Source organism: Streptomyces sp. SID13031 (genome assembly GCF_010548305.1).
Classification (GTDB): Bacteria; Actinomycetota; Actinomycetes; order Propionibacteriales; family Kribbellaceae; genus Kribbella.
On sequence record NZ_JAAGLV010000018.1, the window covers coordinates 83,524 to 109,085 of the forward strand.

The following is a 25,562-nucleotide window of genomic DNA, read 5'->3' on the forward strand; positions in this document are numbered from 1 at the left end:
ACACCGACGACTAGAACCGGTTGTCGAGGATGACCATCTGGGAGCGCTCCGGGCCGACGCCGACCGCGGAGATCGGGGCGCCGCTGAGCGCCTCGACCGCCTTCACGTAGGTCTGCGCGTTCTTCGGCAAATCCTCGAAGGTCCGGCAGCCGGTGATGTCCTCGCTCCAGCCGTCGTACTCCTCGTAGACCGGAGTCGCGTGGTGGAAGTCGGTCTGCGTCATCGGCATCTCGTCGTACCGGACCCCGTTCACCTCGTACGCGACGCAGACGGGGATCTTCTCCCGGCCGGTCAACGTGTCCAGCTTGGTGAGGACGAAATCGGTCACCCCGTTGATCCGCGCGGCATACCGGGCGATCACCGCGTCGTACCAGCCACAGCGCCGCGGCCGGCCGGTGGTCGTACCGAACTCGAAGCCCTGCTGGCGCAGCCACTCGCCGTCCGCGTCCAGCAGCTCGGTCGGGAACGGGCCCTCTCCGACGCGGGTCGTGTACGCCTTGACGACGGCCATCACGCGGTCGATCCGGGTCGGCGGGATACCGGAGCCGGTGCAGGCGCCCGCGGAGATCGCGTTGGACGACGTCACGAACGGGTAGGTGCCGTGGTCGACGTCCAGCAAGGTCGCCTGGCCGGCCTCCATCAGCACCGTCTTGCCCTCGTCGAGCGCCCGGCCGAGCAGCAACGGGGTGTCCGCGACCATCGGGCGCAGGCGTTCGGCGTACCCGAGGAGCTCGTCCATCACCTCGGCGATCTCGACCGCGCGCCGGTTGTAGACCTTCACCAGCAACTGGTTCTTCTGCTCCAGCGCGCCGGTGACCTTCTGCTCGAGGATCTTCTCGTCGTACAGATCCTGGACCCGGATGCCGATCCGGTTCATCTTGTCCGCGTAGGTCGGGCCGATCCCGCGCCCGGTGGTACCGATCTTGCGGCTGCCGAGGAACCGCTCGGCGACCCTGTCCAAGGTCCGGTTGTACGGCGGGATCAGGTGCGCGTTCGCGCTGATCAGCAGCCGGGAGGTGTCGACGCCACGAACCTGCAGCGCGTCCAGCTCCTCGAACAGCACGCTCAGGTCGACCACCACGCCGTTGCCGATCACCGGAGTCACCCCCGGGGTCAGGATTCCGCTCGGCAGCAGGTGCAGGGCGTACTTCTCATCGCCGATCACGACCGTGTGACCGGCGTTGTTCCCGCCGTTGAACTTCACCACGAAGTCGATCTCAGCTCCGGTGTTGCCGAGCAGATCGGTCGCCTTGCCTTTGCCCTCATCGCCCCACTGGGCGCCGACGAGCACGATTGCGGGCATCTCAGCCCTCCTCTTCACGCGTCGGCCCGGACGGCATCCTCGCCGCAGCGGCCGATCGCTAGCTGTTCCGCTGAAGAACGGGTGAAGCCCGGCCACGTTCACCGAACATTCATCCGGCACCGCGTCCAGGCTCTTGCGGCCAAAGCCTACCGGAACTGCGCATTACCACGCTCGGACGCGGCTCAGTGGGCAACACGTGACACCGAGCACGCAATTCATCACGACGGGTTGCGATTTTCGGTGATCGCGTGCACACTCTTAGTCAGCGGCCCGCCGAAACTGCCGCAGGGGACGGTTCCGGCGGGCCGCTTTCTTCATGCCCACAAGGGGTTTCGGCCGTTTCACAAGCGCTCAAGCTCGTTGCCCGGTGCCCCCTCCTGATTGCCGCCGGTCGCCGCCGCTGGTTGCCCGCAGCGTCGATCAGGTGGCGTCGATCAGCCAGCGTCGATCAGGAGGGGTCCAGGCCCTCGGGGTTCGACGCAAGCCATTCCTTGACCCGCCGGTCGGCCTCCTCCGGGGAGACGTCCTCGACCTTGGTCAGGATCGCCCAGCGGTGCCCGAACGGATCGATCACGGTGCCGAACCGGTCGCCGGTCATGAACGTCTGGACCGCCTCCACCTGCCGCGCCCCGCCCTCGATCGCCTTCGCGAAGGTCGCGTCCACGTCGGGCACGTAGTGCACCAGCGAGGAGTGCACCCACTCCCCGGTCGGCGCCTGCAGCCCGATCTGCGGCATCTCGTTGCTCAGCTGCAGCATCGAGTCGCCGAATTTCAGCTCCGCCTGCCCGAGCCGCCCGTCGGGCAGATCCTGCCGGCTGATCACCTCGGCCCCGAACACCTCGGTGTAGAACTCGATCGCTTTCGGCCCGTCGGACACGGCCAGGTACGGGGTGAGCGAGTGGTAGCCGGCCGGAATGGGGTTCACCTTGTTCGTCGTCATACCCGCAGTCTTCGCGAGCCGGGCGGGTTCGGTCTTGTAAGAACGCGACAGGTTTCTGTCGGCGGCCTGCCGTAGGTTTGCAGAGTGTCCAGGCAGCCGATCGAGAGCGAGAAGGGCATCCTGCATCCGCGGGAGCAGGCCCGGCACCGAAGCCTGAGCCGGCTCACGCCCGGGCCGGGGATCGACCGCTTCGTCGAGTGGTACTGGATCGTCGAGTGGGACCTCCCAGCCCCGTACGTCGCCGAGGTGCTGCCCTATCCGAGCGTGAACGTGACGTTCGAGCAGCCTGGTGGCGCCTTCGTCAACGGCGTCAGCACGCACAAGTTCGAGCGCGAGCTGTCCGGGCGGGGCCGCGTCTTCGGGGTGAAGTTCTGGGCCGGCGGGTTCGGCGCCGTGACCGGGCTGGATGTCGGCTCGTTCCGCGACCAGGTGCTGCCGCTGCGCGACGTGTTCGACGACGCCGACCGGCTGGCCGACCTGGTCTTCGCCGAGCCGGACGACGTCCGCCGCCGGGCCGTCTTCGAGGCGTTCATGGCCGATCACCTGGTGGCGGCGGACGCGCAGTACGAGCTGGTCCGGAGCGTCATCGCCGCGATGAGCGAGGACCGCGACCTGACCCGGGTCGACCAGGTCACCGAGCGCTTCGACCTGCCGGTGCGCAAACTCCAACGCCTCTTCCGCCGGTACGTCGGCGTCGGGCCCAAGTGGGTGCTGCGCCGCTACCGGCTGCACGACGGCGCCGACCTGCTGGCCCGCGGAGAAGTCACCGATCTGGCCGACCTCTCCGCTGCCCTCGGCTACTTCGACCAGGCCCACTTCTCCCACGAGTTCAAAGAGCAGATCGGCGTCACCCCAGCCGAGTACGCAACCCGCGCCGCCGCCGAAGCCCAGGTCACCTACCGCTGACGGACGGGAGCAGCTGGCGGTCAGGGCCACATCTTGGTGATGCGACCTTGATCATGGACGTGCCAAAAGCCGACAGCGTGTCTTCGGCTGGCCCTGATCATGGCCTGCTCTGCCGCAACGAAGCGTTGCGCCATTTCGTCCAGGGCGAGATTTCCCGAGGCCAGGCAGAACAGGTGTCCGCTCTCCAGCGCACTGAGTTCGTTGGCCCGATACCGGATCTTCTTGTCCTTCGTAAGAAGAAGCCAACCGCGGGAACACCCCTCGGCGATCCACTCCTCGTCGGCGACGTCGGCAGCATCGTCTCGGTAGAAGTCCGCGATGAGGTGGACCGTCCAGCCTTTGTCACGCAGCCGACCAGCAGAGGCTTTGCCGAGACTGCGATCGAAGAAGTACTCAGGCGGCCTGGCGAAGGACATCTTCTACAACATCCGCGGGAAGGTCGTATTCTTCGGCAACGACGCTGATTGATTCGCCGGTTCTCCACAGCGAGACCAGGGCTTCGACCGGCACCTTGCTCTTGGCAAGGACCGGCGCTCCCCATCCGAACCTCGGGTCGATGATGACCTCTGCCTGCGACGGAAACTGCGGCAGGCGAAGTCGCTCGGGGCTGCCCGTCGTATCCCAGCTGATGTAGGTCAGGTACTCCGAGATGACCTCGGGAAAGGCGATCTGACGATCCCGCGTGTGGACAAGAGACTCGTCCGCGACCTGGACGAACAGCCCGACGCCGTCGGTCGCGACCCGTTCACTGGCCAGGGCGTAGGGGTCATCGAACTCAGATCGAACGAGGTCAGCAGCTCGCCGGATGTCAGGCATCGAGAAACCCAGTTCACGCAGAGTCCGCAGTACATAGGCTTCGATGATTCCGACGAACGGAACCCGCGGCCAACCGCGGCGCTCGGGATGGAGAGCGTGTACCAGCGGCTGCCGCGAGTCATTGGCCAGCCAGCTGTCCAAGGTCGACTCCGGCATCCTCAAGTACCGCGCCGCCTCACGCGCGGTCAGCAGCGGCGTCGTGTAAATGTCCGTCATCACTGTCCCCTCCTCGACCTTCGCCGAGACTACCCGTCACAGCGATCGAGCATCGCGTCTTTCCCTACCTGACGAAGTGTCGCAGCAGTCACCGACAAAACTACGTTACGTCAGCACGAACCTCGTTTGTCTCCGATGACCATCTTCGACTCGTCTGGGCACTTCTCCGCCGCGGCACCCGGTAGACCACCACGGCCATCGCAGTAGCCACCAGGGTCGCGGTGATCGCCATTGCGAAGCCGAACTGTGGGCCGTGGGCATCCACTGCTCGCCCTGCTACGGCCGCACCCATCGCGATGCCGGCCGCGCTGCCAGAGTTCAACCAGGTAAAGGCTTGAGTGAGTACTGCGGGCTCAACCTCCGACTCGACCAGCACTGCGGACAGTACCTGGATCGGTGCCAGCGCCAAGCCTGGTAGAGCCAGCGCCAAGCCAATGGCCAGAGGGCTGTTCACCACGAGGAGTGGGAGGCTGGTGACGAAGAGGACGGCGAACGCGATGACGAACTGCCGTTGGGCCGGCGTGCGCCAACGCCTTGCTCCGTAGGCGATTCCGGCGACCAGACTGATCAGGCTGGTGACACTGTAGAGCGGTCCGGCCAGTGAAGCCGAGTCGCGACTGACAGCGAAGGCTGTGACCGAGACCTGCATGCTGCCGAAGAACAGGCCGATTCCGACAGTGGCACCGACCAGCGCGAGGAACCTCTTGTGCAGCAGGCGATCCGAGCCCTCCTGGCGAACACGCACGACTGGCGGAGGCGCAGTGCGGCGTTGTGCCGCTAGCGAGAACCCGCCCGTGAGCAACAGGGTGGTGGCCAACACTGAGCCGGCCACTGGGGAGACCAAGGCGCTCGTCGTTCCAACGAGGGCCGGCCCGACCAGGAAGGCCAGGCTGGTACCGAGAGACTCCAGCGCGAAGGCAGACGAGAGGACTGGGGTCCCTCGCAACACGTGCGACCAGCGGGCTGCTGTCTGCGCACCGATCTGCGGGAGCGAACCACCTGCCAGCACGCCGGCTAGTACCAGCATCCAGACAGGCGCGGCGGCAAGCGTCAGTGCGATCAGTAGTGCGATGGCAGTCGCATGCAGGAGCAGGGTGATCGGGAGCATGCGGGGCTGGCCGTAGCGGTCGATCAGGCGGGCTACCTGGGGTCCACCGATCGCTTCGGCGACGGCGAATCCACCGGTCACCACGCCTGCGACGGCGTACGAGCCGGTGGAGCCGTGGACCAGCCAGACGATGCCCAGTCCGGTCATGGCGATGCCGATCCGCGCTGGCGCGGCGGCTAGGTAGAACTTCAACGCTCCCGGTGTGCGCAGGGCGACGCGATAGCCGCTCTGGGGCTGCTGCGGTTGTTGTGCAGGCTTTTGGGGCGTGCGGATCCGTCCGGTGAGTGCCGGCACGGTAGTACCTTCCGCTGCCCGGTGGGGCGGTGATCGGACCGTGGGCGTCCTGCTGCGCCGGTCCGTCCGTACCGCCTATAACCGTCCATTGTCGGTAGGAAGCGGGGACGCACGCCGCCTACCGGCTATGTCACCGGGCAGAACCTCGAGGGTTTTGATGACGAAGTCAGTCTACGCCACCGCCCGGAGCCTCGGCGTAGCCGCTGGACTGGAGGGCGAAGAGGCGGGCATAGGTGCCGCCGGTGGAGACCAGGGTGCTGTGGCTCCCCAGCTCGGAGATACGGCCGCCGACCAGTACTGCGATCCGGTCGGCATCGCGCACGGCCCCCAGGCGGTGGGAGATGAGGACACTCGTCCGGCCCTTCCGGTGAGCGGCGAGACTGACGTGGATCTCGTGCTCGGCCTCCGCATCCAGACCGGCGGTCGGTTCGTCGAGGATCAGCAGGTCGCGGCGGTCCCGCAGGAAGGCACGAGCCAGCGCGACTCGTTGCCACTGACCACCGGACAGCAGCACCCCGGTCTCCGGGTCCTCCTTGTCCTGCTGGTCGAAGTACATCCGGGACAGCATCGTGTCGTACCCGCGAGGCAGGCTCTCCAGAGTGCTGTCGATGCCGGCCCGGTTCGCGGCCCCCTGAACGCGCGGGCGGAGGTCGCTGGCCAGCTCCTCCGCGCCGTCCACCTCACCGAAGGCGATGTTCTCCGCGGCACTGAGCTCGTAACACATGAAGTCCTGGAAGACCGCGCCGAGCCGCCTGCGGAGATCGGTCACCTCGAGCTCGCGCAGGTCGACGCCGTCCCAGCAGATCGCACCCTTGGTCGGGTCGTAGAAGCGGCAGAGAAGCTTCACCAGCGTGCTCTTGCCTGCGCCGTTGTGCCCGACCAGAGCCGTCGCCTGTCCGAACGGGATGAACAGGTCGACACCTTGCAGTACCCAGGGATGGTCGTTGCTGTAACGGAACCACACGTCGCGGAACTCGATCCCGTGCCGCAGCTCCGGTACAGGGATCGCTTCGGCGGCTTCCGGCAGACCTGGGCCTTCGCTCGTCACGGCCCGATAGTGCGCGAACATCAACAGCGCGTTGTGCGCCAGGCCGACCCGGTTCACCAGGGCGGCCAGCGCCGCCTGCACTCCGGCCACGGCCGCCACGAAGACCGAGATGTCGCCGAGGGTGAGGCGGCCGTTGCCAGCGGCAAGTACCGCCCAGACCAGCCCGGCGCCGGCGACAATTGCACCGAGGCCGCCGAGCAGCCCTTGGACCAGCAGGTCGCGCCGGTCCATCCTCCGCTTGTCCGCGTTCGCCTTCCGGAGTTCGGTGAGCATCCGCCCCCGCAACAGCCGGCCGAGGCCGAGCAGGCGGATCTCCTTGGCCGCCTCCAGGCCGGTCATCAGCTCGCCGTAGAAGTACTCGCGGCGTTCGGTCGGGGTGAGCCCGGCCATCATCTCCGCGCGACGCCGGCTCAGCTTGAGTTCGGCGTACAGGCCGGGAAGTGCGGCGACGAGCACGACTGCGGCCATCAGTGGGCTCAGCGCCACCAGGGTGACCACGAACCCGACCAAGGTGAGCACGGACTGGAAGCTGCCCACCACGGCGTCGAGGATGATCATCGGACCGGAGGTGCTGTGCTGCTCGCTCATCCGCAACCGGTCGCGGAATACCGGGTCTTCGAGCTTCGCCAGCCCTGTCATCCGGACGGTCGCCTCGTACAGCCGGTCCCGCGTCAGCACCGTCACCCGCCGGGCGACGTCGGCGGCGAGATAGCGCACCACCTCACCTGTCACCGCCATCGCCAGACCGGCCACAGCCAGGCCCAGCGCGAGCAACGTCAGGTCGCTGGTGGAGGTGGCGCCCGTCGTCAGCCGATCCAGGACCAGCTTCATCAGCCAGGCGGCCGCCACCGGTACGAGTCCGCTGACGGCACTCGCCAGCAAGTATCCGGCGAATCCACCGGGCGCGGCACGCCAGGCCACGACGAGCGCCTCGACCGCACCCGCAGACAACGACCTGATCGAGCCCGGATCACGGCCGGTACTGCGGGCGCTGTCGCGGGCGGTCATCAGATTGCAGCGCTGGCGAGCGAGTCCGCCTGGTAGCCCGAGGAGGTCACTCGCCAGTGCTTGTCGATCACGGCCATCGTCGGCATCGCGTCGACACCGACGGCCTTGGCGATCGGGCCGTTGTCGGGCTCGACCACCACCTGGGCGACCTTCGACAGCTTCGCGATCAGTCCCGGCAGCTGGTCCTCACCACCGTGGACGACCGCGAGCACCCGCTCACGGCCCAACGGTTCCGCGAAGGCGAGAAAGCCCGGAAGTTGCTCGGCGCAGGTCTCACACCAGGTGGAGAAGAAGCCGAGGACCGCGCCGTCGGTGAAGGACGCCCGGCTGACCTCAAGCCCGTCCGAGGTGGTGGCGGCGAACTCGCCGACGACGGTGCCAGGAGGCAGCCGGCCGGGCTCGAGCTGAGGGCCTGGCCGCGCGTTGACCAGCTTGTCGAGCACTTCGGCGTGCGTGCGCACCCGCTTGACCAGCCCGAGGGTGAGCAGGAGGTCGAACAGGACGAGAACGCCGACCAGGACCACCGCGGCAGTCAGGATTGCCATGACCTTCTCCTTGTCGAGTGCGCCGGGCCTCAGTGACCGCGGGCGGAGATTTCTGGGGTGCGGAACAGGTCGGTCAGGTCGTCGAAGCGCGTCACCAGCAGCCCGGCCACCAGACCGGCGACACCGGCCAGCGCAGCGCCGGCCGGTTCGATCGAGTGGCTTCCGCTCAGGGTTGCCAGACCACCGAACGCGACGACGAGAAGTAGGACGTTGCGGACGATATGAGCGGGCCCGAGCGGTGTCGCCTTGGCGCCGAAGCAGCGACACGGCTGCCGTCCGCCGCGGCGCAGGGTCAGCACGATGGCGACGGTGAAGGCCAGCAATACCGCCGCCGCACCCGCGTGCGCGATGACCGCGACCGGCACCAACGCCGCGTTGACAACGGCCGCCGCCGAGATCAGCAGCAGCACAGTCAGCGCCAGCTCGGACACCACGACCGCTCGGGCCGCCGGCCGGCGGACAGCCCGCGGCAGCACTTCCAAGGGTCCGGCCGAGGTGGCGAAATCACGGAACGCCGACCGGCCGGATTTACTGGCCGCCGATATTCCGAAAACCAGGCCGAGAGTAATTGAGCAGGCGAAAAGAAGATATGCCATCATTGATTCCCCGGACCGTCGTCAGGATTCACGATGCCGGTGACCTGGAAACCTCCGCCACCGGCATCGTGTGGTCAGAATCGCGTCGCGCCGCGGACCGGCGTCAGCAGGCGCCGACGACGTAGCAGGCCCCACAGGAGCCGGCCGAGCAGTTCTTGACCTTTCTCACGTAGCCGGGGGAGTCCCAGAAACAACCGCAACTCACCTGGGAGTCCTGGACACCGGCTTCTGCGACAACCTCCGGGACGACCTTTCCGAGGATGCGGTCGCCGAGGTTCTGCAATGCTTTGACCATGTGTTATTCCTTTCCGAGGAGGGCGGATAACTGGCACGAGAGTACCCACGGAACGCAGGGGCTCGCCAGCGTCGAAATTTGCAGGTTGCTGCAACTTTCGGCAATCTGGCGACACGGTTTCATGCTGGTCTGAGCGACGGATTGTGAAGTCAGGTTCCTGCCAACTGCGAGGCATTGGCAGGCACCGGATCGGGTACGGTCGGACGATGCCGATCCGTTCATCGCTGGCCGTCTGGCTCGGCTGCGGCGCGCTGCTGGGGCTGCTTGCGGTGCGGACCGCGAGGCGTCGGCTGGCCGCGGTGACCGTGGCCGGCCGGAGCATGGAGCCGACCCTGTCCGACAACGACCGGCTGCTCGCATGGCGGGCGCCGCGCCCACTGCGGGTCGGTGACGTGGTCGTGCTCGAATCCCCGTACGACGCCGGCGTGCTGGTCCGCGAGGACGTCACCATTCCGTGGCAGCGACCGCCGGCCAGGCCTGGCGAGACCAACCGGCGCTGGATCGTCAAGCGAGTCGTCGCCCTGGCCGGCGACCGCGTCCCACCAGTTGCCGCAGGCAAGCTCCCCGAGGGCGACACTGTCCCACCCGGCCACCTCCTCGTCGTCGGCGACAACCCCGACGAGAGCTACGACTCCCGCCAGATCGGCTACATCCCGGCAGAGCGGGTCTTCGGCCTCATCCTCCGCCGGCTGACGGCGACGCGGACCTGAAGGCGACATCCCCGAGGACAGGAACCGACCCGCTCCCGTCGACCTCAGCTGCGATCACCACGTCCTCCGCAAACCCGTACTCCGCCAGTTCCCGCCCGCCCGCGCACTCGTGCAGCAGCGTCGGGAGCTCACCAGCAACGTCCCTGTACGCCGCTGCGGCGGCTCGGGCCTCCGGGGACAGTGGCCCGACGCCACGGTCGACCAGTGCGGCCAGGAACCCACCAGCACCCCAGAGGTCCTCGACGGCCAGGCGTAGTGAGCCGTCGGCCCACCTCTCCCCCGCGGCAACCGCCACCACCGTCAGTGAAGGGTCATCGACCAGCCTTTGAGCCGCCCAGTCCGCTGCGGCCGACCGGTTGCGCAGCGATACGGCCAGCACAGTCGAGCCGCTGTCGCTGAGTTGCTGGGAGATCGTCGAGCCATTGGGCGACGGGAGCACCAGGCGGCGTACACCTTGTGCCTGCCGGATCGAGACCGGCGAGAGAGTGATGCCTTGCTTCTGCGACCGGCCTACGGCCAGTACGGCGCCGTGCTGTTCGGCGTACGCGACTGCGGTCTCGTCTCGCCAGCGGTACGGGTAGACGTCGAGACCGAGGTCGACGGCGACAGTGACGGCGGTGGTGAAGGACAGTACGTCCACCACCGCCACCAGGTTGCCGGGAACGGCAGCCGCGCCGACCGGCCCCCAGTCGAAGCCGACGCGGAATCCCTGCTGTGCATAGGGGCTGGTCACCGACGGATCATGTCCCGTCGGTGCCGACCCCTACAACCTACTTAGCTACTTGACTGCTTATGCCAGTACGTCGGCCGCTGTGGGCGACGAGTCGCGCAGGAACGTAGTACAGCGCTCGGCCTCGTCCGTCTCGCCGATGATCCCGGCTGCCTTGCCGAGAACAGCCAGGCAGCGCAGGAAGCCGCGGTTCGGCTCGTGCTCCCACGGGACCGGCCCGTGCCCCTTCCAGCCGTTGCGGCGGAGCAGGTCCAGAGCGCGGTGGTAACCGGTCCGGGCGTAGGCGTAGGCCTCGATCGTGTTGCCCTCGGCGAGGGCAGTCTCCGCGAGCACCGACCAGGCCAGTGAGGAGGTCGGGAACTTGGCCGCGATGTCGACCGCGGCGGCCCCGGCGGCGAGTTCCGCTGCCGCCGGGTCGACGGGGAGTAATGTCTCGGGTGGGCCTGATAGCAGATTGTTCAATTCCATAGCTCCATCTTCGCCGATCACGAAGCCGTACCGGCACGTGACCGTCTGACGAAATCCGTTGACCGTTCACCCGATGGCCACGGATGCTTGAGACCTTGCGTCGAGACCGCCGTGGTTCCCAGCTACGGCCGGAAGGAGGCACCGGATGAGCGTGATCGTCCTGAACGCGTCATACGAGCCGCTGCACACCGTGTCGATCCAGCATGCCATCCGGATGCTGGTCCGCGAGGTAGCAGTGGTCGAAGAGGCACACGGAGAGCGGACCATCGGCCCGTTTCCGGTGCCACGCGTGCTGCGACTGGTCCGCTATGTGGTGACTCACTGGCGTTACGCGGCCGGCCGGATGAAGTACAGCAAGCACGGCGTACTGCGGCGGGACAAGTTCCACTGCGCCTACTGCGGGCTGGCCAACGCCGACACGATGGATCATGTCCAGCCAAGATCCAGAGGCGGCCGGACGGAGTGGCTGAACGCGGTCGCCGCCCATGCCTCGTGTAACGAGCGCAAAGGCAATCGGACGCCGTCCGAGGCCAATATGCCGCTCCTGTGGCAACCCTGGGTACCGACTCGCGCCGAGCTCGTCATACAGACATGACGGGCTATTTTTATGCCCTCTTCTGTCCACAGCTTTGAAGTAGCCGCCGGTTCGGGGCGCTGAGCGGTGCACCTTCTTAGGTGTGAACCCACAACTCAGCGTGATGACGCACATCCGTGGCGGCGTGTTCACGCGGGCCGATGCGCGCGCCTGCGGCTACCCCGACCCTGACATCGACTCCCTGCTGGACACCGGCGGCTGGCGCCGGATCCGGCCGGGCACCTATGCCCCGCACCAGACCCTCACCCTCGTCGACGACCAGATGCTCCATCTCCGCCGCCTCTTCCAGGTACTACGCCGTGGCGAGCCCGGCCTGATCGCGAGCCACCAATCGGCGGCGGCCCTACATGCCCTGCCGCTCTGGGGTCTCGACCTCACCGACCTCCACCTCACCACCCGCACCGGCACCCCCGGCTTGCAACCCAGCGGCATCCACCGCCATGTCCGAGACCCGGTGGGCCCCGGTGTCACCGTCTGGAACAAACTCCGCCTCGTCACCCCAGCCCGAGCCGTCGCCGAGATCGCCGCCACCTCACCCCTGGCTCCCGCCGTAGCCCTGACCGAAGCGGCCTTGTACGCCGGCCTGGCCACCCCCGCAGACCTGAGACGCGCCATCAACAACCTCGCCGAGGCTCCTGCCCGCGACGGGGACCCGCTCGGCTGCGGCCCTGCGCGGGCTCAACGGGTGCTGGAGTTGGCCGGTTCGGGCTCGGCCTCCGTGGCCGAGTCTCGCCTCCATCTGATCCTCACCGAGGCTGACCTTCCTGCGCCCTCCCCCTCGCCGCCACCTCTCCTCGAGGAGCACACGCTGGACCCTGCGAGCACACTCTGGTTTCCCGATCAGCGCACGGTCGTCGAGTTCGAGCCCCGGTTCCCCTTCTGGAGCGAGGAATTCGACGACTATTCACCCGAAGCGTCCGACCGCGCGTTCGGCGCCATCGGATCGACAGACGCCGAGCCACCCGAGCCTTTGGAGTACTGCTGGATCTCCTGGACCGACCTCGACTACCCCGACCTCATCGCCGACCGCCTCCGCACCACCTTCGCCCGGGCGACCCGGCGTACCGGAGTCCACACCCTCGACCCTCGCCGTCACCGGCGAAGACCTTGACGTTCCTGCGGAGAGCCCTCAGGAAAAGGGGCCCTCAGCAATGATTGCCTCGACCTCGGCGAGCTTGACGGAGTGCGGGTCGAAGTCGGTCAGGCACCAGGTCGCGCCGACGGCGACATACGGCCGAGGGTCGGTGCCTGGCGGCAAGGCGACCACCATGTCGTACGGCGAGGTGGGATCGGTGCGGAACTCCTTTACTCCTTCGACCGCCTCGGCCAGTTGGTCGGGATGGCTGAGGTTGACCGGGAAGAAGCCGTCGTACCGGGCCGCGCGGCGACGCGGGCGCAGCTTGCCCGGGAAGCCGGCGATCCAGATCGGGATGCCGTCATCCTGGGCGGGCCGAGGCAGGAACTCGACGTCGTCGACCGTGTAGTGCTCGCCGTGATGCCGGACGGGTTCGCCCGACCAGGCCGCGCGCAGGATGGTGAGCGACTCGTCGGTCAGCTCGGCGCGCTTGAGTTCGTCGACCTCGTCACCGAAGCGGCTGAACTCGTCGCCGAACCGATCACTGCCCAGACCGACCCCGAGCGTCAGCCGCCCGCCGCTCAACTGGTCGAGGGTCGCGGTCTGCCGGGCGAGGATGGCGGGCCGGCGACGGGCCAGTGGCGTCACCATCGGGCCCAGCCGCAAGGTCTCCGACGCCATCGCGGCGGCGGTGAGGGCGATCCACGGGTCGGCGACCGCTCGTACCGGGAGCCGCCAGCGCACGTGGTCCCACACGAACAGCCCGTCCCACCCCGCTTCCTCGGCGCTCGCGGCCAGGCCGGCGACCACGCGAGCATCAGCCAGTTCGTCGAACAGCGGGATCCAGACGGCGGACTTCAGCGGTTTCATGTCCACGACGATACAAACCCCTGGAGATGACGAAATGCCGGAAGGGCCCGCCTGACGGCGAGCCCTTCCGGAAAAACAGGTGCGGTGGTGCTGGTGCACCGTGGTGTGGGTTTGGTGTCAGGCGAGGAGGGAGGTGCCGGTGGAGCGGAGGTTCTCGCAGGCTTCGAGGACGCGCTGGGCCATTCCGGCCTCGGCGGCCTTGCCCCAGGCGCGGGGGTCGTAGACCTTCTTGTTGCCGACCTCGCCGTCGATCTTCAGCACGCCGTCGTAGTTGGCGAGCATGTGCCCGGCGACCGGACGGGTGAACGCGTACTGGGTGTCGGTGTCGACGTTCATCTTGATCACGCCATGGTCGACCGCGGCGCGGATCTCCTCGAGCGTGGAGCCCGAGCCGCCGTGGAAGACCAGGTCGAACGGGCGCTCCTTGCCGACCTTGGCGCCGACCGCGTCCTGGATCTCCTTGAGGATCTCCGGGCGCAGCTTGACCGAGCCGGGCTTGTAGACGCCGTGCACATTGCCGAAGGTCAGCGCGGTCAGGTAGCGACCGTGCTCTCCGGTGCCGAGCGCCTCGACCGTGGCCAGGCCGTCCTCGACGGTGGTGTAGAGCTTGTCGTTGATCTCGGCGGCGACGCCGTCCTCCTCACCGCCGACGACCCCCACCTCGATCTCCAGCACGATCTTCGCCGCCGCGGCCTTGGCCAGCAGCTCCTTGGCGATCTCGAGGTTCTCGTCCAGCGGCACCGCGGAACCGTCCCACATGTGCGACTGGAACAGCGGGTTCTCGCCGCGCGCGACGCGCTCGGCGGAGATCTCCAGCAGCGGCCGGACGAAGCCGTCCAGCTTGTCCTTGGGGCAGTGGTCGGTGTGCAGCGCGATGTTCACGTTGTAGTTCTTGGCGACCTCGTGCGCGTACGCCGCCAGTGCGACGGACCCGGTGACCATGTTCTTGATGGTCGAGCCGGACAGGTAGTCCGCGCCGCCGGTGGAGACCTGGACGATGCCGTCCGAGCCCGCCTCGGCGAAACCACGGATCGCGGCGGTCAGCGTCTGCGAGGAGCTGACATTGATGGCCGGGTAGGCGAAGGCGTTCTGCTTCGCCTTGTCCAGCATCTCGGCGTAGACCTCAGGGGTGGCAATAGGCATGTCTCGCGGTACTCCTCACAGCAAAGTTCCATGTGGGTTGAGCTCCAGTATTGCCGCCGCACACTTCGTCGTACGAGGCGGCCCGCCTGCTGAGCCGGTCAGGTGACCGGGGAGCGAACAGCAAGAGAACAGACCAGTTGATGAACAGGACCGATCCAGTTTGTTACGGATCGGAGGGTCGGACAGGGGTCAAGCGGCTGAGTTGGGCCGGCTAGTTCAAGCCGACCCGGAACGCGGCCCTCGGGGTGTCAGGGCCATGTGCAGGCGATAGCGATCGGCCCGGTACGCCGACCAGGACAGCTCGACCACCTTGCGGCCGGCGAAGGTGGTGCGCTCGAGGACCAGCAGGGGTGCCCGCCTGGCCACACCGAGCACCCGGGCAACGTGACCGTCGGCGTTGTCCGCCCGGACGGTCTGCTCACCCGAGGTGACGACGACGTCGTACTCGGCCGCGAAGACGTCGTACAGGGTGCCGAGCTCGCGGCCGAGCAGGCCGGGGAACAGCGCGGACGGGTAGTAGCCGACCTCGTAGGCCATCGGCGAGGCGTCGGCGGTGCGCAGCCGCTCGACCCGGATCACCTTGGTGCCCTTGGGCACCCGCAGGCCCTTCGCGGTCTCGTCGGAGGCCTCGATCTCGGTCGCCGACAAGACGACCGTGCCCGGCTCCAGCCCACGGGCGCGCATCTCCCGGGAGAACGAGGTCAGGTGCAGCTGGGAGTCGACCTGAGGGCCGGTGACGAAGGTCCCCTTGCCATGCACGCGTTCCAGCGCGCCCGACTCGACCAGGTCGCTGATCGCCTGCCGCACGGTCACCCGGGAGACGTTCAGCTTGTCCACCAAGGCTCGCTCGGACGGGATCGGGTCACCCGGGTGCAACTCGACGTCGATCAGCCGCTCAAGTACCGATCGGACCTGGGCCCTTTTGGTCGCCACCATCGAATCTCGATCCTCCAGACCTCGGCGGGAAGGCGGGGGGTGCCCCGATTCACCGCTCACTGCTATCGTGCGCAGCATACCTGTTAAGACCAGATAGGACCAGTGATCGTCGTGGTGTCAACGCCCGTCCCCGTCCCCGTCACCCAGATGGCCCGCGAGATCGCCGAGCAGCCCGCGGCCCTGGCCGCGACGTTCGAGCACGTGCTGCCACTGCGGCACGAGATCACCCGGCTGGCCGCCGGCCGCCGGCACGTGATCTTCGTCGCGCGGGGCTCCTCGGACAACGCCGGCGTGTACGGCCGCTACCTGACCGAGATCCACGCCGGCCGGCAGGCCTCGCTGGCCGCGCCGTCGGTGGCCACCCTGTACGGCGCCAACCTCGACCTGTCGAACTCGCTCGTCGTCGCGGTCAGCCAGTCCGGCGCGACCCAGGAGATCGTCGACACCGCCGAGTGGGCCAAGCGCAACGGCGCCGCGATCGTCGGCATCACCAACGACGGCGACAGCCCGCTGGTCTCGGTCGCCGACGTGGCGCTGATCACCCAGGCAGGCAAGGAACTGGCCGTCCCGGCGACCAAGACCTACACCACCCAGCTCGCCGCGATCACCGTCGCGGTCGACGCGCTGGCCCAGAAGCCCGGCACGCTCGACGCCGACATCGCCCGCGTCCCGGACGCCGCCGCGAAGATGCTCGAAGGCTCGGTCGACGCCGCCGCGGAACTGCTCGCCGGCGCCCACGACGTCCTGTCCAGCGGCCGCGGCCTGACCTTCGGTACGACGCTGGAGGTCGCCCTGAAGCTCGAGGAGACCTGCCTGCAGCCGGTCCGCGGTCTCTCGTACGCCGACCTCAAGCACGGCCCGATCGCCGTCGTCGACGCCGACCTGGTCACCATCCTGGTCGCCGCCGCCGACGGCCCCGCGCTGCCGGGCATGACCGAACTCGCCGCAATCGTCCGCGAGAAGGGCAGCAAGATCCTCGGCATCGGCGGCGACGCACGGTTCGCATCCCTGTGCGACGTCAACCTGGTCGGCCCCGACCTGCCCGAGACGCTCGCCCCGCTGGCCCTGGTGATCCCGGCCCAGCGCACGATCGAGGCCCTGGCCCGCAAGCTGGGCCTCGATCCCGACGCTCCCCGCGGCCTGCGCAAGGTCACCCAGACCGACTGACAACCGCCCGGCTCGGGCCCTCCGGCCCGACCACCCAGGCGCGGCGCACTCCCGGCACCCAGGCGCGGCGCTCCGGCACCCAGACTCAGAAGACTCCCGTCACCCCACGAGGGTGGCGGGAGTTCTTGCGTTCAGGAGTACCTGTTCTGGGACAACCAGTCCTTCTACGCCCAGATCGGTCTTGGCTAGGACCCCCTAGTAGACGCAGCTAGATTCGCCCGCGCCGCCGCAGCGCAGTACCGATGTGGTCGGCGCACTCTCGTAGCGGTCCCAGTACGTCGGACTGCAGCGAGGCGCGGGTGGATCGGGACGCGTGGGCCGAGACGTTGAGGGCGGCAACGGCTCGGCCCCGCGAGTCCCTGATCGGTACTGCGATCGACCGCAGCCCCAGCTCCAGCTCCTGGTCGACCAGTGCATAGCCGTCGGCACCTGCTTGCGTGATCAGCCCCCGCAGCTCGTCCACCGACGTCACAGTGTGGTCAGTCAGCGCCTCAGGCTCCAGCGCCGACAGGTACGCCGACACCTCATGCGCCGCGGCATCCGCCAGTAGCACTCGCCCCATGGACGTCACGTACGCCGGGAGGCGGGCGCCCACGCCCAGGGCGACCGTCATGATCCGGCGGGTCGGCACCCGGGCTACGTACACGATGTCGGGCAGGTCCAGAGTCGCGATCGAGCACGACTCCTGGGTCTTGAGGCTCAGCTCCTCCATGAACGGGCCGGCGATGTCACCGAGGTCCAGTGAGGACAGGTAGGCCCACCCGAGCGCCAGCACACGCGGTGTCAGCGAGAAGCGCCGGCCGTCGCTGCGCACATAGCCGAGCTCCTCCAGCGTCAGCAGGATCCGCCGCGCGGTCGCCGGCGTGATGCCGACCTCCCGGGCCACCTCGCTCAAGGTCAGCGACGGCTGCTCCGCGTCGAACGCCCGGATCACGGCCAGCCCACGCTCGAGCCCCTGCAGGAAAGTCCCACCGCCTGAGCCGCCGACGGAAGGGCTTGTAGACGCATCACCAACCATGAGCTAGCCTTTTCGTTGAAAGAAGAATCTTTCGCTGTGCGAAATCCTAGCAGAAATATCTAAGCGGAGAAGCCGATGACGAGTCCAGTCCCCCTGGCCGACGCGATCGCCGAGCACGTTCACGACGGAGACACGGTCGCGCTGGAGGGATTCACGCACCTGATCCCCTTCGCGGCCGCTCATGAGATCGCCCGGCAGGGCCGTCGCCACCTGACTCTGGTCCGGATGACGCCCGACCTCATCTACGACCAGCTGATCGGTTTGGGCTGTGCCGACGAGATCGTCTTCTCGTACGGCGGCAACCCGGGCGTGGGCTCGTTGCACCGGCTCCGGGACGCAGTGGAGAACCAGTGGCCGCACCGGCTCGTAGTACACGAGCACAGCCATGCAGGGCTCGCCAATGCGTACTCCGCCGGCGCAGCGCGGCTGCCATTCGCAGTACTGCGGGGCTACCGCGGCACGGATCTCGAGGAGCAGCGGGACATCATCAGCCGGGTCACTTGCCCCTTCACCGGCGAGGAGTTGGCCGCCGTGAAGGCAGTGAACCCGGACGTGTCGGTGATTCACGCGCAGCTGGCCGACCGCGAGGGCAACGTGATGCTCTGGGGAATCACCGGGGTGCAGCGGGAGGCCGTGCTCGCCGCCAAGCGGGCCATCGTCACCGTGGAAGAGGTGGTGGACGAGTTCCCCGAGCACACCGGCGCGGTGATCCTGCCGAACTGGGTGCTGTCGGCCGTGAGCGTCGTACCGAACGGGGCCTGGCCGTCGTACGCCGCCGGGTACTCCGTGCGCGACAACGACTTCTACCAGCAGTGGGACGCCATCTCGCGCGATCGCGAGGCCTTCCTCGCCTGGGCCGCGGAGAACGACCTCAAGGAGAGCAGCAATGCCTGAGCCGACCAGCGCTGAGTGGACGAGCGCGGACATGATGAACGTCGCCGCGGCGCGCGAGCTGCTCGACGGTGACGTCTGCCTGGTCGGCGTCGGGCCGCCGAACCTCGCGGCCAACCTGGCCCGGCGCACCCACGCGCCGAACTGCCGGCTGGTCTACGAATCGGGCGCGATCGACGCGAAGCCGAAGAAGCTGCCGCTGTCGATCGGCGACGACGACCTGGCCGCAACGGCGATCTCGGTGGTGTCGGTCCCGGAGATGTTCAACTTCTGGGTCGGGGCGGGCCGGATCGACGTCGGCTTCCTGGGCGCGGCGCAGATCGACCGGTTCGGCAACATCAACACGACTGTGATCGGCGACCACGCGAACCCGAAGGTCCGGCTGCCGGGCGCGGGTGGCGCGCCGGAGATCGCCGCCGCGGCCGGCCGGGTGATCGTGATCGTCAAGCAGTCCCCGCGGACGTTCGTCGAGCGCGTCGACTTCGTCTCGTCCGTCGGCTACGGCCCGACCGGGCGTGAACGGCAGGCACCCGGCGCGGGCCCGACGCTGGTGATCACCGACCACGGCGTACTGGAGCCGGACCCGGTCACCAACGAGCTGACCCTGACCCGCTTGCATCCGGGAGTCACGGTCGAGCAGGCGATCGCGGCGACCGGCTGGCCGCTAAAGGTTGCCGATAGCATCGAAGCGGTGGCCGCGCCGAGCGAGCGTGAGCTGGATGCCCTGCGGAACTTGCGGAACCGGGAGCCGGTCGATGCCTGAGGCATTCATTCATGTAGGCCTGCCGAGCCGGGTGATCCTCGGCGCCGGAGCACTCGATCAGATCCCCTTGGAGGCCAGCGGCCTCAAGGTGTTGCTGATAGCAACCAAGTCTGCACGTGACAGTGCGGACGTGGTCCAGCTGGCGCTGGGTGACGACTTCGCGGGCAGGATCGACGAGGTCAGGCAGCACGTCCCGAAGGAGAAGGCGGATGCGGCGCGAGCCAAGGCGATCGAGGTCGGCGCGACGGGAATCGTGGCCATCGGCGGCGGCTCCGCGATCGGCCTGGCCAAAGCCATCGCGCTGACCGCGGGGCTCCCCATCATCGCGGTCCCCACTACGTACTCCGGGTCGGAGATGACTCCGGTCTGGGGGCAGACCGAGGACGGGAACAAGAAGACCGGCACCGACCTCAACGTACTGCCGAAGACCGTCATCTACGATCCCGTGCTCAGCCGCGGACTTCCGTTGAAGGTGACCGCGGCCAGCGTCGCCAACGCGCTGGCGCATTGTGTCGAAGCCACCTGGACCGACAAGGCCGACCCGATCACCGAGGTCACCGCCGTCGAAGCAGCCCGCGCTCTCCGCGAAGGTCTTCTGCAGGTGCTGGAGAACCCCACCGATCTCGATGCCCGCAGCAACCTTCTGTACGGCGCCTCGCTGGCCGGTTCGGCGTTGGCGAGCGCGGGAACAGGCCTGCACCACAAGCTCTGCCACCTCCTCGGCGGCGCCTACAACCTCCCGCACGCGGAGACCCACGCGGCAGTGCTACCCCAGGTCACCAGGGTCAAGGCGCCCGAAGTCCCCCGCGCAAAGGCGAGACTCGAGGCCGTGCTGGAGACAACCGACCTGGCAACCGGTCTCTTCGACCTGTTCAGCACCGCTGGTGTCCCGACGAGTTTGCGCGAGCTCGGGCTGACCGAGAGTCAGGCAAAGGAAGCAGCAGAGCGTTTTCAGGCAAGTACCTCCATCGACGTAAGAGAAATCCTCAACCGCGCTTGGGCAGGTGAACGATGAGATCCGCCTTTCTGCTGGATGCTGTCCGCACCCCCGTCGGCAAGCTTGGTGGCGCCCTGTCCGGTGGACGCCCCGATGACCTGGCCGCCGTCACGCTCAGGGAGTTGCTGGTGAGGCATCCCGGGCTCGACCCCGCGCTGATCGAGGACGTCTTCCTCGGCAACGCGAACGGCGCGGGTGAAGAGAACCGCGACGTGGCAAGGATGGCCGCGCTGCTAGCCGGCTACCCGACCAGCGTTCCCGGTACGACGGTCAACCGGCTCTGCGGCTCCGGCCTGGAGGCTGCGATCCAGGCAGCCCGGGCGATCGAGACCGGCGACGCATCCCTGGTCGTGGCCGGTGGCGTCGAGTCGATGAGCCGCGCCCCCTGGGTCCTCCCCAAACCCGACAAGGCCTTCCCTCACGGCAGTGTGACCGCTGAATCCACCTCGCTCGGCTGGCGGCTCATCAACCCGCGGATGCCGAAGGAGTGGACGGTCTCCCTCGGCGAGGCCACCGAGCAGCTCGCCGAGCGGTACCAGGTCGGCCGTGAAGCCCAAGACCTCTTCGCCCTGGAGAGCCACGAGAAGGCCGGCAAGGCCTGGGCGGCCGGCAGGTTCGACGCCGAGATCGTGCCCTGGGAGCACCTCACGCCGATCCTCCCCCAAGGCCGCAACGCGCCGGACCCGCTCACCCGCGACGAGTCGATCCGCGACGGCGGCACCCCGGCAACGATGGCGAAACTCAAGCCGGCCTTCCGCGACGACGGTACGGTCACCGCGGGCAACGCCTCCACCCTCAACGACGGAGCGTCCGCAGTACTGATCGCTGATGAGGCGATGACCCAACAGCTCGGCATCACGCCGCTCGCGCGGATCGTCAGCCGGGCCGTCGACGGAGTCGAACCCCAGTACTTCGGCATCGGCCCCGTCGAGGCATCCCGCAAAGCCCTGCAAAAGGCTGGAATCGGCTGGGACGACCTGAAGCTGGTCGAGCTCAACGAAGCATATGCGGCGCAAAGCCTGGCCTGCTTGGGCGAATGGCCCGAGCTGGACCGCGAAAAGGTGAACGTGAACGGCGGGGCGATCGCGCTCGGGCATCCGCTCGGCAGCTCCGGTACGAGGATTCTGACCACGCTCGCGCACGAGTTGCGCCGTCGTGGTGGCGGGTACGGCCTGGCGACGCTGTGCATCGGCGTCGGCCAGGGACTGGCGATGGTCATCGAAGCATGAGGAGTTACTGATGGACCTGGCAGGAGACGAACTCACCGACGCGGTCGTGGCAAGCTTCGACGGCAGCGGCGACGAGCGCACCAAGACCGTGCTGAGCGCGCTGGTCCGGCATCTGCACGCGTTCGCTCGCGAGGTCGAGCTGACCGAGGAGGAATGGTTCGCCGGGATCGACTTCCTCACCCGGACCGGCCACAAGTCCACCGGCAGCCGGCAGGAGTTCGTGCTGCTGTCCGACGTACTCGGGCTGTCGATGCTGACCGTTGGCCTCGGCAACAAGAAACCCAAGGGGGCCACCGAGTCGACCGTGTTCGGGCCGTTCTTCGTCGAGGGTTCGCCGGAGATCAAGCTCGGCGACGACCTGTCCAACGGCGCCCCCGGACAGCCCTGCCTGGTGACCGGGCGCGTCCTGGACCTCCACGGAAATCCCATCAGAGCAGCCCTGGTCGAGACCTGGCAGGCCGACGAGGACGGCTTCTACGACGTCCAGAAGGATATCGACGGCCCGCAGAACCGCGGGCACCTGACCACAGATGCCGATGGCAACTACTCGTTCTGGGCCGTTCGCCCGGTCGCCTACCCGATCCCGGACGACGGCCCGGTCGGCGAGCTGCTCAGGGCCGCCGGTCGCGGCCCGATGCGCCCGGCCCACATCCACTTCATGGTGACCGCGCCCGGCTTCTCCCGGCTGATCACCCACGTCTTCGCCGCCGGCGACGAGCACCTGCACGACGACGCCGTCTTCGGCGTGAAGGACTCGCTGATCGCCGAGGTCACCGAGCACCCGGCCGGTACGGCGCCTGACGGCCGCGTGCTCGACCAGCCCTACTCGACCGTCCAGTACGACTTGGTGCTCGCCACCACCGAGGAGACCCGATCATTGTGATGACCACCGATGTGCTCATCGTCGGCACCGGCCCGGCCGGTGGCGCCGCCTCGCTCTTCCTGTCCAGCTACGGCATCGACAACGTCGTACTGACCCGCTACGGCTGGACCGCCAACACCCCGCGCGCCCACATCACCAACCAGCGCACGATCGAGCTGATGCGCGACATGGGCATCGAGGACAAGATCACCGGCCAGGGCACCGAGCACGCCCTGATGGGCCAGACCGCCTTCTGTACCAGCCTGGCCGGTGAGGAGATCGGCCGGATCCGCACCTGGGGCACGCATCCGCAGCGCCTGGCCGACTACACCGAGGCGAGCCCGACCCTCCCCTGCGACCTGCCGCAGACGCTCTTCGAGCCCATCCTGGTCAGTACTGCGGCCAGCCGCGGCGCGCGCTTGCGGTTCGACACGGAGTACGTGTCGCTGGAGCAGGACGACGACGGCGTGACCGCGACGGTCCGGGACCGATTGTCGGGCGAGACGTACCAGATCCGGGCGAAGTACCTGATCGGCGCGGACGGCGGCCGGAGCAAGGTCGCCCAGGACATCGGGCTGCCGATGGCCGGCGCGATGGACATCGAGGGCTCGATGAACATCGTCTTCGAGGCCGACCTGTCGAAGTACGTCGCACACCGGCCGAGCGTTCTGTACTGGGTACTGCAGCCGGGTGCGCAGATCGGTGGCATCGGCGCCGGCCTGGTCCGGATGGTCCGGCCGTGGAACGAGTGGCTGATCGTCTGGGGTTACGACATCAACCAGCCCGCGCCGGTCGTCGACGAGGCGATGGCGACCGAGATCGTGCACAACCTGGTGGGTGACGACACGATCGACGTGAAGCTCAAGGGCACCTCGGTCTGGAGCGTCAACCACATGTACGCCGAGAAGGCGTCGGTCGGCCGGGTGTTCTGTATGGGCGACGCGATCCACCGGCACCCGCCGTCGAACGGCCTCGGCTCGAACACGTCGATCCAGGACGCGTACAACCTGGCCTGGAAGCTCGCCCTGGTTCTCAAGGGTCAGGCGTCGCCGGCGTTGCTCGACACGTACGACGAGGAGCGCACCCCGATCGCCCGGCAGATCGTCGATCGCGCGAACAAGAGCCGCACCCAGTTCGGCCAGATCTTCCACGCGCTCGGGATGACCCCGGACGCTCCGGCGGGCCGCACGATCGACTCGCGCAAGGACGACACTCCTGAGGGCGCTGCTCAGCGCGAGGAGCTGCGCAAGGCGATCGAGCTCAAGGACTACGAGTTCAACGCCCACGGGGTGGAGCTGGGTCAGCGGTACAAGTCGGCAGCGGTCGTCCCGGACGGCACCGACGAGCCGGAGTACAACAGGGACCCGGAGCTCTACTACCACCCGACTACCTGGCCGGGTGCGCGTATCCCGCACTGCTGGCTGACCCGTGGCACGGAGACCGTCAGCACGCTCGATGTGGTCGGCAAGGGCCGCTTCACTGTGCTCACCGGCATCGGTGGCGAGGCCTGGGTCAAGGCGGCCAGGGCGATCGCGGAGCAGACCGGTGTCGAGGTCGAGGCGTTCGTGGTCGGCCCTGGTCTCGAGCTGGACGACCTGTACGGCGACTGGGCGCGACTGCGCGAGATCACTGACAACGGCTGTCTACTGGTCCGCCCGGACGCCCACATCGCCTACCGGTCGCATGACCTGCCGGCCGACCCCACTACTGCACTGGGAGAGGCGTTCCAGGCTCTGCTCAACCGGTAGCCAGTACCAGCCAGCCGTGCGGCGGCACCAGCAGCGGGTCCTCCGGTAGGTGTCCGGGGTCCGACTGGGCTGCGATGACGAGGCCTGCCACTTCCACTGGGAAGCGGTAGGCCTCGTCTCCTACGTTCAGCAGGAGAAGTAGCTGGCCACGCGCGTCACCTGAGCGCAGTGCGAGCGCCTGGTTGGTCAGGTGGGCGACCTTGGTCCGCGAACGTGTGAGCCACGCGTTGCGACGCCGTACGCCGATCAGCCGCTGGTGCAGCCTGTACGTCGCCCAGTGCGGGTCGACCAACTCCCCTGGCTTGTCCGGGAACTCGGGCCGGACCGCGTCGTCGCCGCCGAACCTGTCCTCCTTGATGCCCTGCATGGCCTGCTCGTCGCCCGCGTAGATGCTCGGGACGCCGGCCACCGCGAACAGCACCGCGAGCGCGTGCCCCAGGTGCCGTGGATCGTCCAGCTTGCTGGCGATACGCGTCACGTCGTGGTTGCCCACGAACGTCTGCGGCACGAGCGGGTCGACGAACTGCTGGTGCCGCTCGAGCGCATAGGCCAGCTCGAAGAAGTTGCGGTCGTTGAGCGAACTCCAGATCGCCTTCCACAGCTCGTACTGCGTGATCGAGTCGAGCGTGCTCGTCGCGGCATAGCCGGCGTAGTCACCGTGGATCAGCTCGCCGACGAACCACGACTCCGGGAACCGCTCGCGAACCTCCGACAACACCCCACGCCAGAACTCGGGCGGCACCGCGTACGCCGCGTCGAGCCGCCACCCGTCGACACCGCGATCCAGCCAGTGGCACATCACCTCGACGACGTACTCGCGGACCGCGGGCTCCTCGTGGTTGAGCACGACCAGGTGCTCGTGCCCCTCGAAGGTTTCGAGTGACCCGTCCGGCCGGTGCTTGAACCACTCGGGCGGGGCCGCGAAGCTCCGGGCCACGTGGTTGAAGACGCCATCGAGCACGATCCGCAGCCCACGCTCCTTGGCGGCGGCGACCAGCGAGTCGAAATCCTCGTAGTCACCCAGCCGGGCGTCGATCCGGAAGTGGTCGATGGTGTCGTACCCGTGCGTCTCCGACTCGAAGATCGGCCCGAGCAGCAGCCCCGAACACCCCAGCTCGATCACATAGTCGAGCCAGTTCTCCAACCGCCCGAGCCGCGGCGTCCGGAATCCGGTGGGAAGCGCAGCGGGCTCAGCCCCCACGAACCCCAGCGGATAAACGTGCCACCAGATCGCGTGATCGGCCCACGGCACCACCATCTGTGCACCTCCTGGCTTGGAGGACCA

General features: G+C 67.9%; 27 protein-coding genes. 11 read left to right on the forward strand and 16 right to left on the reverse strand.

Translation table 11 applies throughout. The features are described 5' to 3' along the window. Window positions 1-10 precede the first annotated feature (10 nt). A complete protein-coding gene (locus G3I17_RS30535; protein WP_164601093.1) occupies window positions 11-1,303 on the reverse strand; it encodes an adenylosuccinate synthase in 1,293 nt (430 codons plus the stop codon). 448 nt (window positions 1,304-1,751) lie between these two features. Then, the gene (locus tag G3I17_RS30540; protein WP_164601094.1) at window positions 1,752-2,243 is read right to left on the reverse strand and encodes a VOC family protein; all 492 of its coding nucleotides are present in this window, start codon (window positions 2,241-2,243) and stop codon (window positions 1,752-1,754) included. An 84-nt stretch (window positions 2,244-2,327) separates the two neighbouring features. On the opposite strand from G3I17_RS30540, the gene G3I17_RS42315 reads away from it, so the two are divergent. Continuing rightward, a complete protein-coding gene (locus G3I17_RS42315; RefSeq protein WP_164601095.1) occupies window positions 2,328-3,149 on the forward strand; it encodes a helix-turn-helix transcriptional regulator in 822 nt (273 codons plus the stop codon). A gap of 20 nt (window positions 3,150-3,169) precedes the next feature. Here the strand turns inward: G3I17_RS42315 and G3I17_RS30550 are convergent, their stop codons facing one another. The 7 genes from G3I17_RS30550 to G3I17_RS30580 all read right to left on the reverse strand — a co-directional run bounded on the left by G3I17_RS30550 (window position 3,170) and on the right by G3I17_RS30580 (window position 9,075). Further along, complete coding sequence (locus G3I17_RS30550; RefSeq protein ID WP_164601096.1) at window positions 3,170-3,565, reverse strand: hypothetical protein; 396 nt, start codon at window positions 3,563-3,565, stop codon at window positions 3,170-3,172. Further along, complete coding sequence (locus tag G3I17_RS30555) at window positions 3,543-4,181, reverse strand: DUF433 domain-containing protein (RefSeq protein ID WP_203590984.1); 639 nt, start codon at window positions 4,179-4,181, stop codon at window positions 3,543-3,545. The genes G3I17_RS30550 and G3I17_RS30555 overlap by 23 nt, the downstream gene beginning before the upstream one ends. A 100-nt stretch (window positions 4,182-4,281) precedes the next feature. Further along, a complete protein-coding gene (locus G3I17_RS30560) occupies window positions 4,282-5,583 on the reverse strand; it encodes an MFS transporter (RefSeq protein ID WP_164601097.1) in 1,302 nt (433 codons plus the stop codon). Window positions 5,584-5,749: 166 nt separating this feature from the next. After that, window positions 5,750-7,639, reverse strand: coding sequence for an ABC transporter ATP-binding protein (locus G3I17_RS30565; RefSeq protein WP_164601098.1), 1,890 nt, complete (start codon window positions 7,637-7,639; stop codon window positions 5,750-5,752). Beyond that, window positions 7,639-8,184, reverse strand: a complete 546-nt coding sequence (locus G3I17_RS30570; protein WP_164601099.1) for a redoxin domain-containing protein — start codon at window positions 8,182-8,184, stop codon at window positions 7,639-7,641. The genes G3I17_RS30565 and G3I17_RS30570 overlap by 1 nt, the downstream gene beginning before the upstream one ends. 29 nt (window positions 8,185-8,213) lie before the next feature. After that, entirely contained in the window at window positions 8,214-8,783 is a 570-nt protein-coding gene (locus tag G3I17_RS30575; RefSeq protein WP_343238471.1) for a MauE/DoxX family redox-associated membrane protein, read from the reverse strand. A gap of 100 nt (window positions 8,784-8,883) precedes the next feature. Next, entirely contained in the window at window positions 8,884-9,075 is a 192-nt protein-coding gene (locus tag G3I17_RS30580) for a hypothetical protein (protein WP_164601101.1), read from the reverse strand. A 206-nt stretch (window positions 9,076-9,281) separates the two neighbouring features. On the opposite strand from G3I17_RS30580, the gene G3I17_RS30585 reads away from it, so the two are divergent. Beyond that, window positions 9,282-9,785 (forward strand): S26 family signal peptidase, encoded by a 504-nt coding sequence (locus G3I17_RS30585; RefSeq protein ID WP_164601102.1) that lies wholly within the window; start codon window positions 9,282-9,284, stop codon window positions 9,783-9,785. Here the strand turns inward: G3I17_RS30585 and G3I17_RS30590 are convergent. Then, complete coding sequence (locus tag G3I17_RS30590; RefSeq protein ID WP_164601103.1) at window positions 9,751-10,518, reverse strand: 2-phosphosulfolactate phosphatase; 768 nt, start codon at window positions 10,516-10,518, stop codon at window positions 9,751-9,753. The genes G3I17_RS30585 and G3I17_RS30590 overlap by 35 nt on opposite strands. 57 nt (window positions 10,519-10,575) lie before the next feature. Continuing rightward, window positions 10,576-10,983, reverse strand: a complete 408-nt coding sequence (locus tag G3I17_RS30595; RefSeq protein ID WP_164601104.1) for a DUF3151 domain-containing protein — start codon at window positions 10,981-10,983, stop codon at window positions 10,576-10,578. 145 nt (window positions 10,984-11,128) lie between these two features. On the opposite strand from G3I17_RS30595, the gene G3I17_RS30600 reads away from it, so the two are divergent. Together G3I17_RS30600 and G3I17_RS30605 are read left to right on the forward strand one after the other, a co-directional pair. After that, on the forward strand, window positions 11,129-11,578 hold the full coding sequence (locus tag G3I17_RS30600) for an HNH endonuclease (protein ID WP_164601105.1): 450 nt from the start codon (window positions 11,129-11,131) through the stop codon (window positions 11,576-11,578). A gap of 82 nt (window positions 11,579-11,660) precedes the next feature. Further along, the gene (locus G3I17_RS30605; RefSeq protein ID WP_203590985.1) at window positions 11,661-12,689 is read left to right on the forward strand and encodes a type IV toxin-antitoxin system AbiEi family antitoxin domain-containing protein; all 1,029 of its coding nucleotides are present in this window, start codon (window positions 11,661-11,663) and stop codon (window positions 12,687-12,689) included. 18 nt (window positions 12,690-12,707) lie between these two features. On the opposite strand, the gene G3I17_RS30610 is transcribed toward G3I17_RS30605, so the two are convergent. The 3 genes from G3I17_RS30610 to G3I17_RS30620 all read right to left on the reverse strand — a co-directional run bounded on the left by G3I17_RS30610 (window position 12,708) and on the right by G3I17_RS30620 (window position 15,602). Next, window positions 12,708-13,523 (reverse strand): LLM class flavin-dependent oxidoreductase, encoded by an 816-nt coding sequence (locus G3I17_RS30610; protein ID WP_164601106.1) that lies wholly within the window; start codon window positions 13,521-13,523, stop codon window positions 12,708-12,710. A gap of 117 nt (window positions 13,524-13,640) precedes the next feature. Further along, window positions 13,641-14,666, reverse strand: coding sequence for a class II fructose-bisphosphate aldolase (gene fbaA / locus G3I17_RS30615; protein ID WP_164601107.1), 1,026 nt, complete (start codon window positions 14,664-14,666; stop codon window positions 13,641-13,643). 216 nt (window positions 14,667-14,882) lie between these two features. Further along, window positions 14,883-15,602, reverse strand: a complete 720-nt coding sequence (locus G3I17_RS30620) for a GntR family transcriptional regulator (protein ID WP_164601108.1) — start codon at window positions 15,600-15,602, stop codon at window positions 14,883-14,885. Between the two features lie 114 nt (window positions 15,603-15,716). Between G3I17_RS30620 and G3I17_RS30625 the strand changes: the two genes are divergently transcribed. Further along, complete coding sequence (locus tag G3I17_RS30625) at window positions 15,717-16,769, forward strand: SIS domain-containing protein (protein ID WP_203590986.1); 1,053 nt, start codon at window positions 15,717-15,719, stop codon at window positions 16,767-16,769. 208 nt (window positions 16,770-16,977) lie between these two features. On the opposite strand, the gene G3I17_RS30630 is transcribed toward G3I17_RS30625, so the two are convergent. Then, a complete protein-coding gene (locus G3I17_RS30630) occupies window positions 16,978-17,787 on the reverse strand; it encodes an IclR family transcriptional regulator C-terminal domain-containing protein (RefSeq protein ID WP_164601109.1) in 810 nt (269 codons plus the stop codon). Between the two features lie 75 nt (window positions 17,788-17,862). Between G3I17_RS30630 and G3I17_RS30635 the strand changes: the two genes are divergently transcribed. From G3I17_RS30635 to G3I17_RS30660, 6 genes are read left to right on the forward strand one after another with little or no spacing between them, the layout of a single operon-like run. Beyond that, window positions 17,863-18,681, forward strand: coding sequence for a CoA transferase subunit A (locus tag G3I17_RS30635; RefSeq protein WP_164601110.1), 819 nt, complete (start codon window positions 17,863-17,865; stop codon window positions 18,679-18,681). Then, entirely contained in the window at window positions 18,674-19,441 is a 768-nt protein-coding gene (locus G3I17_RS30640; RefSeq protein ID WP_164601111.1) for a CoA-transferase, read from the forward strand. The genes G3I17_RS30635 and G3I17_RS30640 overlap by 8 nt, the downstream gene beginning before the upstream one ends. Next, on the forward strand, window positions 19,434-20,456 hold the full coding sequence (locus G3I17_RS30645; protein WP_164601112.1) for a maleylacetate reductase: 1,023 nt from the start codon (window positions 19,434-19,436) through the stop codon (window positions 20,454-20,456). Before G3I17_RS30640 ends, G3I17_RS30645 begins: the two co-directional genes overlap by 8 nt. Next, window positions 20,453-21,667: an acetyl-CoA C-acyltransferase gene (locus G3I17_RS30650; protein ID WP_164601113.1), complete on the forward strand. Its 1,215-nt coding sequence runs from the start codon at window positions 20,453-20,455 to the stop codon at window positions 21,665-21,667. The genes G3I17_RS30645 and G3I17_RS30650 overlap by 4 nt, the downstream gene beginning before the upstream one ends. Window positions 21,668-21,677: 10 nt before the next feature. Continuing rightward, window positions 21,678-22,550: an intradiol ring-cleavage dioxygenase gene (locus G3I17_RS30655; protein ID WP_203590987.1), complete on the forward strand. Its 873-nt coding sequence runs from the start codon at window positions 21,678-21,680 to the stop codon at window positions 22,548-22,550. Beyond that, the gene (locus G3I17_RS30660; RefSeq protein ID WP_164601114.1) at window positions 22,550-24,277 is read left to right on the forward strand and encodes an FAD-dependent monooxygenase; all 1,728 of its coding nucleotides are present in this window, start codon (window positions 22,550-22,552) and stop codon (window positions 24,275-24,277) included. The genes G3I17_RS30655 and G3I17_RS30660 overlap by 1 nt, the downstream gene beginning before the upstream one ends. Here G3I17_RS30660 and G3I17_RS30665 read toward each other — a convergent pair. Next, the gene (locus tag G3I17_RS30665) at window positions 24,267-25,535 is read right to left on the reverse strand and encodes an alpha-amylase family glycosyl hydrolase (RefSeq protein ID WP_203590988.1); all 1,269 of its coding nucleotides are present in this window, start codon (window positions 25,533-25,535) and stop codon (window positions 24,267-24,269) included. The genes G3I17_RS30660 and G3I17_RS30665 overlap by 11 nt on opposite strands. Between the last annotated feature and the right edge of the window lie 27 nt (window positions 25,536-25,562).

Bases quoted from the DNA above. Each gene is read 5' to 3' on its own strand.
- G3I17_RS30565 (WP_164601098.1), bottom strand. From the start codon at position 7,639: ATGACCGCCCGCGACAGCGCCCGCAGTACCGGCCGTGATCCGGGCTCG.
- G3I17_RS30540 (WP_164601094.1), bottom strand. From the start codon at position 2,243: ATGACGACGAACAAGGTGAACCCCATTCCGGCCGGCTACCACTCGCTC.
- G3I17_RS30610 (WP_164601106.1), bottom strand. From the start codon at position 13,523: ATGAAACCGCTGAAGTCCGCCGTCTGGATCCCGCTGTTCGACGAACTG.
- G3I17_RS30575 (WP_343238471.1), bottom strand. From the start codon at position 8,783: ATGATGGCATATCTTCTTTTCGCCTGCTCAATTACTCTCGGCCTGGTT.
- G3I17_RS30580 (WP_164601101.1), bottom strand. From the start codon at position 9,075: ATGGTCAAAGCATTGCAGAACCTCGGCGACCGCATCCTCGGAAAGGTC.
- G3I17_RS30600 (WP_164601105.1), top strand. From the start codon at position 11,129: ATGAGCGTGATCGTCCTGAACGCGTCATACGAGCCGCTGCACACCGTG.
- G3I17_RS30660 (WP_164601114.1), top strand. From the start codon at position 22,550: ATGACCACCGATGTGCTCATCGTCGGCACCGGCCCGGCCGGTGGCGCC.
- G3I17_RS30650 (WP_164601113.1), top strand. From the start codon at position 20,453: ATGAGATCCGCCTTTCTGCTGGATGCTGTCCGCACCCCCGTCGGCAAG.
- G3I17_RS30585 (WP_164601102.1), top strand. From the start codon at position 9,282: ATGCCGATCCGTTCATCGCTGGCCGTCTGGCTCGGCTGCGGCGCGCTG.
- fbaA (WP_164601107.1), bottom strand. From the start codon at position 14,666: ATGCCTATTGCCACCCCTGAGGTCTACGCCGAGATGCTGGACAAGGCG.
- G3I17_RS30595 (WP_164601104.1), bottom strand. From the start codon at position 10,983: ATGGAATTGAACAATCTGCTATCAGGCCCACCCGAGACATTACTCCCC.
- G3I17_RS30555 (WP_203590984.1), bottom strand. From the start codon at position 4,181: ATGACGGACATTTACACGACGCCGCTGCTGACCGCGCGTGAGGCGGCG.
- G3I17_RS30655 (WP_203590987.1), top strand. From the start codon at position 21,678: ATGGACCTGGCAGGAGACGAACTCACCGACGCGGTCGTGGCAAGCTTC.
- G3I17_RS30640 (WP_164601111.1), top strand. From the start codon at position 18,674: ATGCCTGAGCCGACCAGCGCTGAGTGGACGAGCGCGGACATGATGAAC.
- G3I17_RS30570 (WP_164601099.1), bottom strand. From the start codon at position 8,184: ATGGCAATCCTGACTGCCGCGGTGGTCCTGGTCGGCGTTCTCGTCCTG.
- G3I17_RS30635 (WP_164601110.1), top strand. From the start codon at position 17,863: ATGACGAGTCCAGTCCCCCTGGCCGACGCGATCGCCGAGCACGTTCAC.
- G3I17_RS30620 (WP_164601108.1), bottom strand. From the start codon at position 15,602: ATGGTGGCGACCAAAAGGGCCCAGGTCCGATCGGTACTTGAGCGGCTG.
- G3I17_RS30630 (WP_164601109.1), bottom strand. From the start codon at position 17,787: ATGGTTGGTGATGCGTCTACAAGCCCTTCCGTCGGCGGCTCAGGCGGT.
- G3I17_RS30645 (WP_164601112.1), top strand. From the start codon at position 19,434: ATGCCTGAGGCATTCATTCATGTAGGCCTGCCGAGCCGGGTGATCCTC.
- G3I17_RS30665 (WP_203590988.1), bottom strand. From the start codon at position 25,535: ATGGTGGTGCCGTGGGCCGATCACGCGATCTGGTGGCACGTTTATCCG.
- G3I17_RS30535 (WP_164601093.1), bottom strand. From the start codon at position 1,303: ATGCCCGCAATCGTGCTCGTCGGCGCCCAGTGGGGCGATGAGGGCAAA.
- G3I17_RS30550 (WP_164601096.1), bottom strand. From the start codon at position 3,565: ATGTCCTTCGCCAGGCCGCCTGAGTACTTCTTCGATCGCAGTCTCGGC.